Below are 12803 nucleotides of genomic sequence, written 5' to 3'. Positions count from 1 at the left end.
GACAACGACACGCAAGCTAGCACGAGGCCAGCGCCTTTTCCTGCTTGATGCGTTCCTTCAGCGTGCCGGAAACATCCGGGTAGCGCTTGCCGATCTCGTTGAAAGTGGCGCAGGCCACGTCGTTCTGCTTGAGGCCGACCAGCGATACGCCGAGCTTGAGCAGCATGTCGGGCGCCTTCTTGGCCTTCGGATAATCCTTGCTGGCGGCCAGGAAAACCTCCGCCGCGTCGCGATATTTCTGCTGGCCAAGCAGGGATTCGCCCAGCCAGTAATGCGCGTCCGCCGCCTTGGCGTCCTTGGGGAAGCGCGAGATATGGTCGCGGAACCCCTGCTCGGCGGTGGGATAGTCGCCCGACAGGATGAACTGGTAGGAGTTGCGGTAGAGTTCGTCCGGATTGTTGGTCGAGGGCAGCGAGGCCATGACCGTGCCGCCGGACTTGCCTTTGCCAGCCTTGCTGCCGGTCTCGGCGGCAGGCGCGTTTGCCGTAGCCGCGGGAGCTTCCGTCTGCGAGCCCGCCTGCGGGGCGGGGTCGGCATTGACGACATTGCCGTTCTTGTCGACGGTAATGGTGCCGAAGGTCTTCGGCGGCGCGCCGGTGATCAACTTGCCCGGGTCACCGGTCTGAGACTCGACGATGACGTCGCCGACGCTCTTGCCGCCGCCGTCCTGCGGAGCCGTGCCGGGCACAGCTTGCGTCGCCGGAGCCGTTGCGACGTTGGTGTCGGTGCCGCTGTCGCCGGCGCCAGCATCGCCCACATTCGTGTTGCCGCTGATGCCGTCCTGCGGCGCGGTCTCCGACTTCTTCTGGCCCGTTGGCTTCGCGCCCTGCGAGCCGCCTTCGAGCTGCTGGAAGCGGAACTCGTTGTCCTCCTGCTGCTTGCGCATCTGCTCCTGCATTTGCAGGATCTGGAAATTGAGTTCCTCAAGCTTGCCGTTCATCTGGCGGATCTGATCCTCCAGACCGGTCATGCCGGCGCCGTCCTGCTGGGCGACTTGCGCCTGCTCGGTCTTCTTCTTGTCGCCGAAAATGCCCAACGTCGGCAGATGGAAAGTAAACCCGCTGTCCGAGGATTGCCCGCTGTCCGCCGGGGCGGCGACGCCTGCGATGCTTGATAGGAGCAGCAGCGCAAGCGTGCCGCTCAGGACCGTTCTGAAATGCATTATGTCTCTCGCCGTGAAATCTGTTGGCCCGATGCGCCTTTCCAAATCGGAGGGGGATAAAGCGCCCTCGCGCTCTTAGCAGGACGCGAGACTTCGGCCAAATTTTGTTTCAAGCTGTCGCATATGAAAAAGGCGGCTCGGAGGCCGCCTTTCGTTCCGCGATGTTGTATTTTTGCCGCCCACAGCGCCGCGCGTCGTCGGACGCGCCAAGGACGCTGTGGCGCTTATGTTCGTTTCCGAAAATCGATATCGATTTCCGGTGCGGCGCGTCAGGAACCGGCGCCTGAGAGCGTGGTGACGGCGCGGCGGTTCTGCGACCAGCACGAGATGTCGTCGCAGACGGCGACCGGGCGTTCCTTGCCGTAAGAGATCGTCTTCAGGCGGTTGGCTGCGACGCCCTTCGAAACCAGGAAGTCGCGGGTGGCAGCGGCGCGGCGGGCGCCCAGCGCCAGATTGTACTCGCGCGTGCCGCGCTCGTCGGCATGGCCTTCGATAACAATGGCATACTGCCTGTACTGGTTGAGCCACTGCGCCTGGCGCGACAGCGTCGTCTGCGCGTCGGCGCGGATCGACGAGGAGTCGGTGTCGAAGAAGATGCGGTCGCCGATGTTGACGGTGAAGTCCTGCGCCGAGCCGGGCGTGGCAGAGCCGGCGCCGTTGAGGCCGAGATCGGCGGCGCTGTTCGGGGTCTTCTTCGAGGCGCAGCCGGTGATGGCCAGAGCCGCCACCAGCGCGATCATCGCCGGATTTCTGGTAAGTGCTGCGATACGGCCCATGCCGCCTCTCCTTCGCATTCGAGTGATTTCGTTGATCACCCAGTAACCACGTTTGGGTTAACCGGCATTCAAGAAACACGGTTAATTTTTCGTTTCGAGCCGCCGTCCTCGGCCGATTTAGCTAGGCTCACAATGCGCGGCGACCGTAGGCGGAAATGCGGCCAAAACATGAAAAAAGGGGGAATTGAGGAACTGAAGAACTGAGGAATTGAAGGAAGAAATTAGGCCAGCTTCTCTCTGAGATTTACAAGCGCCCCGGGTCCTCCATTTTCCTCAGTTCTTCAGTTCCCCGTTCTTAAATTCTTCCGTTCCTCTGCCTACTCCAGCAGCGGCGACCAGGCCGGATCCGAGGCGAAGTTCGAGGTCGGGATCTGCTGCTCGTTGCGGCCGGTAAGATCGACCGTGACCAGCTTCGGCCCGCCGGCGGAGTCGCGGAAGAACATCAGCACGCGACCGTTCGGCGCCCAGGTCGGCCCCTCCTGCTGGAAGCCGGAGGACAGGATGCGCTCGCCCGAACCGTCGGTCTTCATGACGCCGATCTGGAACTCGCCGCCCGACTGCTTGGTGAAGGCGATGAGGTCGCCGCGCGGCGACCACACCGGCGTGGAATAGACGCCGTCGCCGAACGAGATGCGGTGCGGGTTGGAGCCGTCCGCACCCATGACGTAGATCTGCGAGCGGCCGCTGCCGCCGCCGCGGTCGGAGGTGAAGACGATCTGCGAGCCGTCGGGCGAATAGGAGGGCGAAGTGTCGATGGCGGTCGAGTCGGTGAGCCGCGTGGTCGAACGGCTTCTCAGATCCATGGCGAAGATGTTGGAGTTGCCGTCATCGCGCAGCAGGCTCATGATCACCTTCTGGCCATCGGGCGAAAAGCGCGGCGCGAACGTCATGCCGGGGAAATTGCCGACCAGCTCGCGCTGTCCGGTCTCGATCTGCAGCAGATACACCTTCGGCTGTCCGCTCTCATAGGACATGTAGGTGATTTCCTGCCGGTTCGGCGAGAAGCGCGGCGTCAGCACGATCGAACGGCCGTCCGACAGGTAGCGGACGTTGGCGCCGTCCTGGTCCATGATGGCAAGACGCTTCTTGCGCGCGTTCTTGGCGCCGGATTCGTCGACGAAGACGACGCGCGTGTCGAAATAACCCTTCTCGCCGGTCAGCCGCTCGTAGATCGCATCGGCGATGATATGGGCCACGCGCCTGGTATTGGCGTCATTGGCGAAGAACTGCTCCCCGGCCATCTGCTGGCCGGCAAAGGTGTCCCATAGCCGGTATTGGGCGCGAATGCGGCCGTCGGCTTCCTTGCCGACGCTGCCGGTGACCAGCGCCTGCGCATTGATCACCTTCCAGTCGTCGAAGCGCGGCGTGGCGTCCGGGCCGGAGATCTTCTCGATGAAGGCGCTCTTGTCGATCGGCGCGAACAGGCCGGAGCGCTTGAGGTCGGCCGTGACGATCTCGGTGATCTGGGCGCCGAGCTCACCATTGGACTGGAAGTCAGTGATGGCGATCGGCAGCGGCTCGACATTGCCCTTGTTGACGTTGAGCTCGACGAGCGCCCAGGCCGGCAAGGTGGCGGCGGTCGTCATGCCCAGCGCCATGGCTGCAATCGTCAGGAGCGGCTTGAGGAAAGATCTCATGTCTTCTCGCTTCTCTTCTTTGATGGTTCAGACGCAAGGCCTATAGGCCAAGCATCTCCCTTGGGTCGAAGGTGACCCGGATGTCGTTCCAAATGTCCTGCTTGCCGGCGGGAACCTGCAGGCCGGCCACGTCGCATTTTTGAACCGCGCGCACTGCGCTTTCGTCGAACTGCCGGTTGCCGCTCGACTGCTCGACCGACGGGCGGCCGTCGAGCTTGCCGTTGGTATCGAGATTGAAGCGGACCACGACGACGAAGTTCTCCGAACCTTCCAGTCCAACCGGCAAGGTCCAGCAGCCGCCGAGCTGAGCTTCTAGCGCGCCTTGCTCGGATTTGGACAGCTTCTGGCCCTGATCCTTCTCGCCGCCGAGCGACGACTGCTGGGTGGAGCGCTTGGCGCCGCCACCCGACGGCTTCTGCTTGTCCAGAAGTGCTGAAATCTCGTCGGCGTTGAACTGCTTTTCATCCGACTTCGGCTTCGAGGAAGCTTCCTTCACCGGCTTTTCCGCGTCCTTGCGCTCCGGCGCCTTGGCGCTTTCGGCGGGAGCGGGCTGCGGCTTCGGCCGCGCTGCAGGGGCGGGTGCCGAGTCCGGAAGCTTTGCCTCCTCGGTCGGCTGCTCCTTGGCGATCGCCTCGGCGACGGCGTCCGGCTTGACCTCTTCCTTCTGGATGGCGGCGGTCGTGTCCTTCGGCGGCGCTGGCGTCGGCTCCTTGGCGGGTGTCGGCTTCGGCTCCGTCTGCTTGACCGGCTCGGGCTTGACCTCTTCCTTAGGTGTCGGCGTCGGCGCGACTTCGGTCGCCGGGGTCGGCTTCGGCTTTTCCTGCGGCTTCGGCACGTCCTCGACCGCCGGCTTCTCGGTCGGCGTCGGCGCCGGGGGCGGCGCGGATGTCTTCTCGACCGGCTTCGGCTTGGCCTCGTCCGTCGCCGGTTTGTCGGTGTCGACGCTGTTCTCGCCGACCTTCTGCGCGTCGGGGACGATATCCGGGCGCTTGGTCGGCAGCGGCGCCGGCTTGTCATGCATGACCGCTTTCTTGTCGCCCTGCAGGGTCTGCGCGATCGCTTCCATCGGCACGATGTCGACCGCGACGGACTCCACGTCGGAAGCCGGCATGGCGGGCGGCGAGGAGAGCGTGAACAGCCCGAAGGCCAGCGCCACCGCATGCAAGATCACCGAGGAGGTGAGGCCCGTCCGCATTTGGCGTCTACTGGTCCTGTTCCTGCAGCGAGATCAGGCCGATGTTCTTGTAGCCGGCGTTCTGGATGAGGCCCATCACCTTCAGCGCGGTGCCGTAACTGGTCGCTTTGTCGCCGCGGATGTAGATGCGCTCGTCATAGCCGGTCTTGGAAATCGCCTGCAGCTTGGCGACCAGCTCTTCCTGAGGGATTTCGGTTTCCTGCAGGTGAATCTCGCCGGAAGGGCCGATCGAGATTTGGATCGGCTGCGTGTCGGCGTTCATCGCCTTGGCTTTCGTCTCCGGCAGGTCGATCGGCACACCGACGGTGAGCAGCGGCGCCGCGACCATGAAGATGATCAGCAGCACCAGCATCACGTCGACCATCGGCGTGACGTTGATTTCCGACATCAGGGCATGATGACGACCGCGCCGCCGGTGGCCGCGTCCGCCTCGCCCTATGCCACCTGCGCTAGCAGCAGACATACCCATGATCGTACCTCAGGCCTTCTGCGCGACTTTTTCATCGATTTGGCGCGAGAGTATGGCGGAGAACTCATCCGCAAACCCTTCCATGCGCACGGCGAGCTTGTTCGCATCCGATGACAGCTTGTTGTAGGCGATTACGGCCGGAATGGCCGCGAGCAGGCCGATGGCCGTCGCCAGCAGCGCTTCCGCGATGCCGGGCGCCACGACCGACAGGCTGGTGTTCTTCGAGGCGGCGATCGCCTGGAAGGAGGTCATGATGCCGATTACGGTGCCGAACAAGCCGATGAAGGGCGCGGCCGAACCCGTGGTGGCAAGGAAGCCGAGCCGACCCTCCAGCCTTTCCATCTCGCGGGTCAGCGCGAGATCCATCGCCTTGTCGATGCGGGTCTGCAATGCCAGCGCCGATTTGGCGCCCTTCTCGAAGCTCTTCTTCCATTCGCGCATGGCGGCAACGAAGATCGCGCCCATGCCGGTGGTCTTGCGGTCGGCGAGCGTGCGGTAGAGCTCCTCGAGCGACTGTCCCGACCAGAACACCTGCTCGAAGCGATTGAGCGCCATCCGCATGCGGCTATAGGCGACAAGCTTGTCGATGATGATCGCCCAGGTCCAGATCGAGGCGCACAGCAACCCGATCATGACCAATTTGACCACCCAGCCGGCCTGCATGAACAAGGCCCATATCGACAAATGCGCGCCCGGGTCGGCGAGTGCGATGTTTTCCATGACTACGTCCTTAAGATTTTTCCGGGCATCGCTGACGGCTGGCCCATGGCATCCCTTTGGTCCGATCGCGCGAAGCCTGAAGCCCGCGGGACAAGCCCCGAATGCACCGTTTCGCGGCGTTTTCGGGGCAAATCTTGGTGAAAGGAAGGCACACGAATTGCGCCAATCTTCACCAATTCCTTCATGAACCGTTATGGTTAAGGATGGGTTAGGATATGAAGCGTGGCGCATTGCCGCGCCCACCCGGCCGGCGCCACGCCTAGACGCGGCTGGTCAGTGCCCTAAGCGGGGTCGCGCTCAATCGGATTCAGGCGCCGCTCTTTAAGGCCTTGCTTGATGCATGTCGTTGTCCAGAACCGGGCAAACTTCTGCGCGACATGCATTAGGCCGAAGCCGGTTCACGGTGATCAGTCGCTCGCCTTCGGCATAAAGGCCGCGATCCATTCCTTCGGAAATCGGCGCGGCCGGCCGTTCTCGCCGATGATCGCCGCCTCGACCTTCGCCTCGACCAGCACCTCGCCGCCGCGCTTCAACTGCTGCGCCATGAAGATGCGGGCACCCGAAATGTCCTCGGTGCGCGTGTCGATGGTGAGGATGTCGTCCATGCGGGCCGGCGAACGGAACTCGATTTCCATGCGCCGGACCACCCAGACGATGCGCTCGCCATGCTTGCCATCGGCAAGCTCGGTGTGATGGACGCCGGCGAGCCTGAGATAGTCCGAGCGCCCGCGTTCGAAGAATTCGAGATAGCGCGCATGGTAGACGACGCCGGAGAAATCGGTGTCGGCATAGTAGACGCGGGCCATCAGGCGATGGCCGGATTGCGTCAGCGCCCCCGAAAGCCCGGCGCTGAGCGCTGCGGATTCACCATGATCGTCCATCGCGCTTTCCTTTTCAGGCCTGAACTTTGGCGCGAGAACCGGATGGCACCGATGGGCGCGATGATCAAGACCTTGATGGCGGGGCTGCTGGCGCTTGGCGCCTGCGCGGTTTTCCGTCCGCGTGAAAAATGCTGAAGCTACCCGAGATCGATCTGCAGGATCTCTGGCGGCATGCCGAAACGGACCGGCATGATGCTGAAGCCGAGCCCACCGGAGACGATCAGGTTGCGATCATTCTCGACGACATGGCCATAGGCGTAGCGGTTGCCGAAGTCGGACGGCACGACCGGCGAATAGCCGAACAGCCGCACCTGCCCGCCATGGGTGTGGCCCGAAAGCGTCAGCGAAACCCGCCAGGGCACTTTCGGAAAGATGTCGGGCTCATGTGCGAGCAGGATGATCGGCTCGTCGCCTTGCACCTTGGCAAGCGTCCCGCCGAGGTCGTCCAGGCCCTTGAAGCCATGGCGGCCCAGGGCTTTGCTCGGCCGGATTGCCAGCTGGTCCGCAAGTCCGGCGATCCAGAAGCCATGCCCGTCCTTCTCCAGCCGCACCACGTCGTTTTCCAGCACCGGGATGCCGACGCTCTCCAGTGCCATGCGCGCGGCCGTCGGCCCGGCCTTGGCCAGCTGCGCCGCATGATCGTGCCACCAGTCGTGATTGCCGAGGATCGAGAGCACGCCGAGCGGGGCCTTCAGCCCTGACAAAGCGGCGGCCCACTCCGGTGCAGACACTTCGGCCGTGACCAGCCGCATTCCATCGACATAGTCGCCAAGCAGCACGATCAGGTCTGGCTGCAGGGCATTCGTCCTTTCGACGAGCGAGGCGATCCGCTCCGACGTCATCCAGGGATGGCAGGCATGAATGTCGGCCAGTGCTGCGACGCGCAGCTTGAGGCCCGCGGGCCAGTGCGGCGGCGTCAGCGAATAGCGTTTCACATGGGCGAGCAGCATCGGCTCAATGCCGACCGCATAGGCACTCAACGACACCATGGACAGGAACGATCCGCCGATGAGGCGCAGAAAGCCACGTCTGGTGATCATCGGTCAGCCCCGCCCCCTGGAAATGCGTCAAGCTGCCTTAGAGGCTGCAATTGTGCCTTCAGCTTGGCGGAGCTGGGGAGATTTCGCGCAGGAAGCCCTTCAAGGCGCGTCCGACGAACAAATGTCCGTTACTCTTCCTGGAACAGGCTGATCTGCTGCTGCGCGAGGTCTTTCGGTGCTTCAAGGCCGAGATGCCGCCAGGCATTGGCGGTCAGCACGCGGCCGCGCGGCGTGCGCTGGATGAAGCCCTGCTGGATCAGATAGGGCTCGATGATGTCCTCGATGGCGTCGCGCGGTTCCGACAGCCCAGCCGCGATCGTCTCGATGCCGACCGGTCCGCCGCCGAAGTTGCGGGCGATCATCGAGAGATACCGGCGGTCGAGCGCGTCGAGGCCGAGCCCGTCGACTTCCAGCCTGGTCAGCGCCTCGTCGGCAATGCGTTTATCGACATGGCCGTTTCCGGCGACGGAGGCGAAGTCTCGCACCCGGCGCAACAGACGTCCGGCAATGCGCGGCGTGCCGCGAGCGCGGCGCGCGATCTCCAGCGCGCCGTCGTCACCGAGCGGCATCGAGAGGATGCGGGCGCCGCGGCGCACGATCTGCTCCAGCTCCTCGACCGTGTAGAAATTGAGCCTGACCGGGATGCCGAAACGGTCGCGCAGAGGATTCGTCAAAAGTCCGAGCCGGGTTGTCGCCGCAACCAGCGTGAAGCGGGCGAGATCGATTTTGACCGAACGCGCCGCCGGCCCCTCGCCGATGATGAGATCAAGCTGGAAATCCTCCATCGCCGGGTAGAGGATTTCTTCCACCGCCGGATTGAGCCGGTGGATTTCGTCGATGAAGAGCACGTCGCGCTCCTCGAGATTGGTGAGCAGCGCCGCAAGGTCGCCGGCCTTGGCGATAACCGGCCCCGACGTAGAGCGGAAATTAACGCCGAGCTCACGCGCCATGATCTGCGCCAGCGTCGTCTTGCCGAGCCCCGGCGGGCCTACGAACAGCACATGGTCGAGCGCCTCGCCGCGGCTCTTGGCGGCATCGACGAAGACCTTGAGATTGGCACGCGCCGCAGCCTGGCCGACGAACTCGTCAAGCGACTGCGGCCGCAAGCTCTGGTCGGCATCCTCGCCGCGCTTGTCGGGGGCAATGAGACGGGGCGAAAGGCTCATGCGGTCTTCCTTGCATACGGCAAGGACCGGGACAAGCGCCACCTCACCGCGCCAGTTCCTTCAGGCCGAAGCGGATCAGTTTCGAGGCATCCGCCCCTTCGCCGGCCGACTTTACGGCCGCGGCCACCGCATTGGCGGCGATGTCGCGCGAATAGCCGAGATTGACCAGCGCCGAGACCGCGTCGGTGATGGGTGCTGCCGCCACGCCTTCGCCAAGCTCCTGCTTGAGGCTGATCGTGCCGGTGGCGGCGCCCGCATAGGCCGGCGCCTTGGTGCGCAATTCGGTGACGATGCGCTCGGCCACCTTCTTGCCGACGCCCGGTGCGCGCGACACCATGGCGATGTCGCGCAACGCGATCGCATTGGCGAGGTCGGGCGGCGCCAGCGTCGACAGCACGGCCAGCGCCACCTTGGCGCCGACGCCCTGCACATTGTTCATCAAAAGGCGGAACCACTCGCGCTCGAGCGGGGTCTGAAAGCCGTATAGCCGGATCATGTCCTCGCGCACATAGGTCTCGATGAACAGCACCACCGCCTCGCCGGGGGACGGCAGCGATGCCAATGTGCGAGCCGAGCAATGGGCGACATAGCCGACGCCGTGCACGTCCACGATGCAGGAATCCTCGTCGATCTCATCCAGCGTGCCCTTCAGCTTGCCGATCATGTCCTGGCCTTCATGGATGCGTTTCCGGAGAGACGATTTCGAGGTCGGGGAAATAGCTGCGATAGCGAGGAGCGTCGCGCGTCAATAGGCGGTGACCAGCAACGGCCGCATGAGCGCCAATGAAAAAATCCGGCAAGGTCCGCTCTCGAACACCGCCGGCCCGCCGATAACGGGAATGTGCCACCCCAGCCAAGAATGCGGCTTCCCAGGGCAAAAACTCGCGATCCATTTCAAGCCTCTCGGCTGCTTTCCTCAGCATTGCTTCGGAAGCAACCAGGGGAGCAAGCTCGGACCAGACGATGCTGTTGATGACCAACGCGCCATCGCGTCGGCAGGAGATAATCGCGGACGAAGACCATTCCGTCAGCGGCCCAGCCGGACCCCAGACGTCAATGAGCACGTTTGTGTCAATCAACGTCGAGATTTTCACGTGGTCCCCTCAACCACTCCATGTACTCGTCCGTCGTCATGCCGCCCAAATCCAGCGTCCCCTCCATCTTGCCGAGGACCTCTTTGAATTTGCGGGCAGCTTCCTCCTTCGAAATGTTTTCGTTGACGGCGACAAGCCGGGCGCCCTCGTCCGTAGCCACGAACTGGACCTCCGAACCCGGGCCTATGCCCAGGTGGTCCCTTATTTGTTTGGGGATCGTGACTTGCCCTTTGGTGGTCACACGCATGGTAATACTCCGAAGGTATTACTTACTGCGCAAATGAGAACAAGTCAAGAACACTACCCGGCCAGCGCCGCCATTCGGTAGGCGACGCTTTGACGGTGATGCGCATGACATATGGCGATGGCCAGGGCATCGGCGGCATCGTCGGTCTCGAACACCGCTTTCGGCATCAGCACTTTCACCATCATATGGATCTGCTTCTTCTCGCCGTGACCGACGCCGATCACCGCCTTCTTGACCGCGTTGGGAGCGTATTCCGCGACCGCCAGCCCGGCGCGCGCCGGCACCAGCATGGCGATGCCGCGCGCCTGGCCGAGCTTCAGCGTCGCTGTGGCATCCTTGTTGACGAAGGTCTGCTCGATCGCCGCCTCGTGCGGCATGGCCTGGTGCAGCACTTCGGCGAGCCCATCATGCAATTGGCAGAGCCTCGTTGCGAGCGGCGCCTTGTCGTCGGAACGCACGGTGCCGGAGGCGACGAAGCGCAGCGAATTGCCGAGGCTCTCGACGATGCCCCAGCCGGTGCGCCTCAGGCCCGGATCGATGCCGATGATGCGAATCGCTTCCCCCATGCGCCAAGTCTAACCGCTGCGCATGGCGATGCCAGTGAATTGTGAACAAACCAGAAACAGCCTGTGCCGGGATGGGCTGCTTCAGAATTCGATCCGATGAGTCGTAAGGCGGCGTTCTCGAGAACCGGTGCGGAGCGTGCTTTGGTATGCGAGCACCGGACGCGCAAGAAACGGCGCCAGATGGCCATCAGAGCGGATTGTGGAGCAGCCTGTTAGCCGCGGGCGAAAGCCGTGTTCAGCAGGCTGATCTGATCGGAGACCGGGTTGGCGCGGCGGCCGGCGGCCGGCGTGTCGTGCATGGCGCCGCCGTAGATCTCCTCGTCCATGCGCTTCACCAGCGCCTGCAGGCGCAGCGACCGGCTCACCAGATCCAGGAAGTCCTTTGGCAATTCGCTCCAGCCCAGCGCCTCATCATGCGCGGAGGCGGTATCGAGCCGCACCTTGGATTTTTCGGAGGCGACCTGGTCGCGGGTCATCTCGCCGGAATTGGCCGCCCGCTGCAAAAGCAGCCAGGAGGCGACCTGCATCAGCCTCGTGGTAAGACGCATCGATTCGGCCGCATAGAGCGTCGCCGCCGTGCGCGACAGCTTCTTGGCTTCGAGCCTGCCCTTGCCGTCAAGATATTCGGCCGCCTGTTCGACCAGGCCCATGCCCTCCTGGTAAAGCGGCTTGAAGGACTGGGAGAAAACCCGGCGTTCCGCGAGCTTTATGGTTTTCGCGCTGCCTTTCGAAGGCTCGTTCATCGATACGCCCCTGCACTGCCGCAAGCCGATTCGGCATCCTTGCCGATACGTCCTGCACCCTTAAACGACTGAGGCTTGAAAATGCGCTTCGATGCCCATGAAGGCAAGCGCATGTTTAACAAACGGTTAACGCCGAGGCGCGTTGTCCGCCGGCGGCCAACGCGCAAAAAAAGAGCCGCGGATAAGGCGGCTCTCAGGAGTTTAACAGGGAGGCGTCAAACAAAGTGGCTCCAACCACTCGGTAAGAATCCAGACAAACTGGATGGGTCCTAGTAAACGCCTGTAAAGCTTAATGAAGCCTTAACGCCGCGCGGAATTTTTAAGCGAACGGACTTTTTCCTGTGCCGGAACGGGACGGCCCGGCTCCCTCCCGCGCCATCCAGCCCTGGATGCATATGGCGGCGCCGAAACATCGGTCCCGCCGCCGCGACATCGTTTCGAAACACGCTCCGCGCTAAACGCCCGCTCCTCTCAATGCGGGCGCAGTCGACGCCGCCACCAATCAAGAAATGCAGGAGCACACCATGGACTGGTATTCGATCGTCAAATTCCTTCACGTCGTCTCGGCCATCCTCTGGGTCGGCGGCGGCTTCGTCCTGTTCCTGCTCGGCGTGCTTGCCGAGCGCGCCGGCAACATCCAGGACAAGCTGCAAGCGATGCGGGCGAGCGGCGAGCTCGGCGGCCGCTTCTTCGCGCCGATGTCGATGCTCACCCTGATTTTCGGCCTGATCATGTGCGGCTTCTGGGTCGGCTTTTCCGACCTGTGGATCATCATCGGCCTTGTCGGCTACGCCACGACCTTCTCGATCGGCATGCTCGTTTTCAAGCCGACCGGCGAGCGGATGGGCGCCATGGTCGCCAAGGAAGGCGTGACGCCGGGGGTTCTCGCCATCGGCCAGCGCATGATGCGCTGGGCGCGTTTCGACTACGCGGTGATGCTGGTGATCATCGCCGACATGGTGCTGAAGCCTACGCTTCACGACATCGGCATCCTCGCCGGCATGGTGCTGGTGATCGCGTCCGGCGCAGCGCTTGCGCTTGGCGGCGGCCGCCAGCTGGTGCCGAGCGCCGTTTGATCCTTCTGTGGCGGGCGGCCGGTGCGCCGCC

15 protein-coding genes are annotated in these 12803 nt (G+C 63.5%); 1 reads left to right on the top strand and 14 read right to left on the bottom strand.

Annotated features, from left to right (window positions below):
* Window positions 1-16: 16 nt before the first annotated feature.
* The 14 genes from ybgF to A9K71_RS23695 all read right to left on the bottom strand — a co-directional run bounded on the left by ybgF (window position 17) and on the right by A9K71_RS23695 (window position 11696).
* Complete coding sequence (ybgF, locus tag A9K71_RS23755; protein ID WP_067001805.1) at window positions 17-1162, bottom strand: tol-pal system protein YbgF; 1146 nt, start codon at window positions 1160-1162, stop codon at window positions 17-19.
* 269 nt (window positions 1163-1431) lie between these two features.
* The gene (gene pal, locus A9K71_RS23750) at window positions 1432-1938 is read right to left on the bottom strand and encodes a peptidoglycan-associated lipoprotein Pal (protein WP_067001802.1); all 507 of its coding nucleotides are present in this window, start codon (window positions 1936-1938) and stop codon (window positions 1432-1434) included.
* Between the two features lie 317 nt (window positions 1939-2255).
* Entirely contained in the window at window positions 2256-3536 is a 1281-nt protein-coding gene (gene tolB, locus A9K71_RS23745; protein WP_245299761.1) for a Tol-Pal system beta propeller repeat protein TolB, read from the bottom strand.
* A gap of 79 nt (window positions 3537-3615) precedes the next feature.
* Window positions 3616-4770: a TonB family protein gene (locus tag A9K71_RS23740; RefSeq protein ID WP_067001796.1), complete on the bottom strand. Its 1155-nt coding sequence runs from the start codon at window positions 4768-4770 to the stop codon at window positions 3616-3618.
* Window positions 4771-4777: 7 nt separating this feature from the next.
* A complete protein-coding gene (gene tolR / locus A9K71_RS23735; protein WP_067001793.1) occupies window positions 4778-5239 on the bottom strand; it encodes a protein TolR in 462 nt (153 codons plus the stop codon).
* Window positions 5240-5248: 9 nt separating this feature from the next.
* Window positions 5249-5959 (bottom strand): protein TolQ, encoded by a 711-nt coding sequence (gene tolQ, locus A9K71_RS23730; protein WP_067001789.1) that lies wholly within the window; start codon window positions 5957-5959, stop codon window positions 5249-5251.
* 407 nt (window positions 5960-6366) lie between these two features.
* Entirely contained in the window at window positions 6367-6840 is a 474-nt protein-coding gene (gene ybgC / locus A9K71_RS23725; protein WP_067001785.1) for a tol-pal system-associated acyl-CoA thioesterase, read from the bottom strand.
* A 137-nt stretch (window positions 6841-6977) separates the two neighbouring features.
* A complete protein-coding gene (locus A9K71_RS23720) occupies window positions 6978-7880 on the bottom strand; it encodes a metallophosphoesterase (RefSeq protein ID WP_067001780.1) in 903 nt (300 codons plus the stop codon).
* 128 nt (window positions 7881-8008) lie between these two features.
* Window positions 8009-9046 (bottom strand): Holliday junction branch migration DNA helicase RuvB, encoded by a 1038-nt coding sequence (ruvB, locus tag A9K71_RS23715; RefSeq protein WP_067002199.1) that lies wholly within the window; start codon window positions 9044-9046, stop codon window positions 8009-8011.
* A 43-nt stretch (window positions 9047-9089) separates the two neighbouring features.
* Entirely contained in the window at window positions 9090-9710 is a 621-nt protein-coding gene (gene ruvA, locus A9K71_RS23710) for a Holliday junction branch migration protein RuvA (RefSeq protein WP_067001776.1), read from the bottom strand.
* 10 nt (window positions 9711-9720) lie between these two features.
* A complete protein-coding gene (locus A9K71_RS30800) occupies window positions 9721-10140 on the bottom strand; it encodes a type II toxin-antitoxin system VapC family toxin (protein ID WP_082980671.1) in 420 nt (139 codons plus the stop codon).
* Window positions 10118-10387: an AbrB/MazE/SpoVT family DNA-binding domain-containing protein gene (locus A9K71_RS23705; RefSeq protein ID WP_067001773.1), complete on the bottom strand. Its 270-nt coding sequence runs from the start codon at window positions 10385-10387 to the stop codon at window positions 10118-10120. Before A9K71_RS23705 ends, A9K71_RS30800 begins: the two co-directional genes overlap by 23 nt.
* Before the next feature lie 53 nt (window positions 10388-10440).
* Window positions 10441-10953 carry a crossover junction endodeoxyribonuclease RuvC gene (gene ruvC / locus A9K71_RS23700; protein ID WP_067001770.1) on the bottom strand — a complete coding sequence of 171 codons (513 nt, stop codon included), beginning with the start codon at window positions 10951-10953 and terminating at the stop codon, window positions 10441-10443.
* Between the two features lie 212 nt (window positions 10954-11165).
* Window positions 11166-11696 carry a DUF1465 family protein gene (locus A9K71_RS23695; protein WP_067001767.1) on the bottom strand — a complete coding sequence of 177 codons (531 nt, stop codon included), beginning with the start codon at window positions 11694-11696 and terminating at the stop codon, window positions 11166-11168.
* A 524-nt stretch (window positions 11697-12220) separates the two neighbouring features.
* On the opposite strand from A9K71_RS23695, the gene A9K71_RS23690 reads away from it, so the two are divergent.
* Window positions 12221-12772 (top strand): DUF2269 family protein, encoded by a 552-nt coding sequence (locus A9K71_RS23690; RefSeq protein ID WP_067002197.1) that lies wholly within the window; start codon window positions 12221-12223, stop codon window positions 12770-12772.
* Window positions 12773-12803: the final 31 nt, after the last annotated feature.

It is taken from the genome of Mesorhizobium sp. WSM3873 (assembly GCF_001672445.1).
GTDB lineage: Bacteria > Pseudomonadota > Alphaproteobacteria > Rhizobiales > Rhizobiaceae > Mesorhizobium.
The sequence above is the reverse complement of the archived record's forward strand: the minus strand, read 5'-3'. Positions and strand labels throughout refer to the sequence as shown.

Bases quoted from the DNA above. Each gene is read 5' to 3' on its own strand.
- ruvA (WP_067001776.1), bottom strand. From the start codon at position 9,710: ATGATCGGCAAGCTGAAGGGCACGCTGGATGAGATCGACGAGGATTCC.
- pal (WP_067001802.1), bottom strand. From the start codon at position 1,938: ATGGGCCGTATCGCAGCACTTACCAGAAATCCGGCGATGATCGCGCTG.
- ruvC (WP_067001770.1), bottom strand. From the start codon at position 10,953: ATGGGGGAAGCGATTCGCATCATCGGCATCGATCCGGGCCTGAGGCGC.
- tolR (WP_067001793.1), bottom strand. From the start codon at position 5,239: ATGGGTATGTCTGCTGCTAGCGCAGGTGGCATAGGGCGAGGCGGACGC.
- tolQ (WP_067001789.1), bottom strand. From the start codon at position 5,959: ATGGAAAACATCGCACTCGCCGACCCGGGCGCGCATTTGTCGATATGG.
- A9K71_RS23720 (WP_067001780.1), bottom strand. From the start codon at position 7,880: ATGATCACCAGACGTGGCTTTCTGCGCCTCATCGGCGGATCGTTCCTG.
- A9K71_RS23695 (WP_067001767.1), bottom strand. From the start codon at position 11,696: ATGAACGAGCCTTCGAAAGGCAGCGCGAAAACCATAAAGCTCGCGGAA.
- ybgF (WP_067001805.1), bottom strand. From the start codon at position 1,162: ATGCATTTCAGAACGGTCCTGAGCGGCACGCTTGCGCTGCTGCTCCTA.
- ruvB (WP_067002199.1), bottom strand. From the start codon at position 9,046: ATGAGCCTTTCGCCCCGTCTCATTGCCCCCGACAAGCGCGGCGAGGAT.
- tolB (WP_245299761.1), bottom strand. From the start codon at position 3,536: ATGGCGCTGGGCATGACGACCGCCGCCACCTTGCCGGCCTGGGCGCTC.
- A9K71_RS23705 (WP_067001773.1), bottom strand. From the start codon at position 10,387: ATGCGTGTGACCACCAAAGGGCAAGTCACGATCCCCAAACAAATAAGG.
- A9K71_RS23690 (WP_067002197.1), top strand. From the start codon at position 12,221: ATGGACTGGTATTCGATCGTCAAATTCCTTCACGTCGTCTCGGCCATC.
- A9K71_RS23740 (WP_067001796.1), bottom strand. From the start codon at position 4,770: ATGCGGACGGGCCTCACCTCCTCGGTGATCTTGCATGCGGTGGCGCTG.
- ybgC (WP_067001785.1), bottom strand. From the start codon at position 6,840: ATGGACGATCATGGTGAATCCGCAGCGCTCAGCGCCGGGCTTTCGGGG.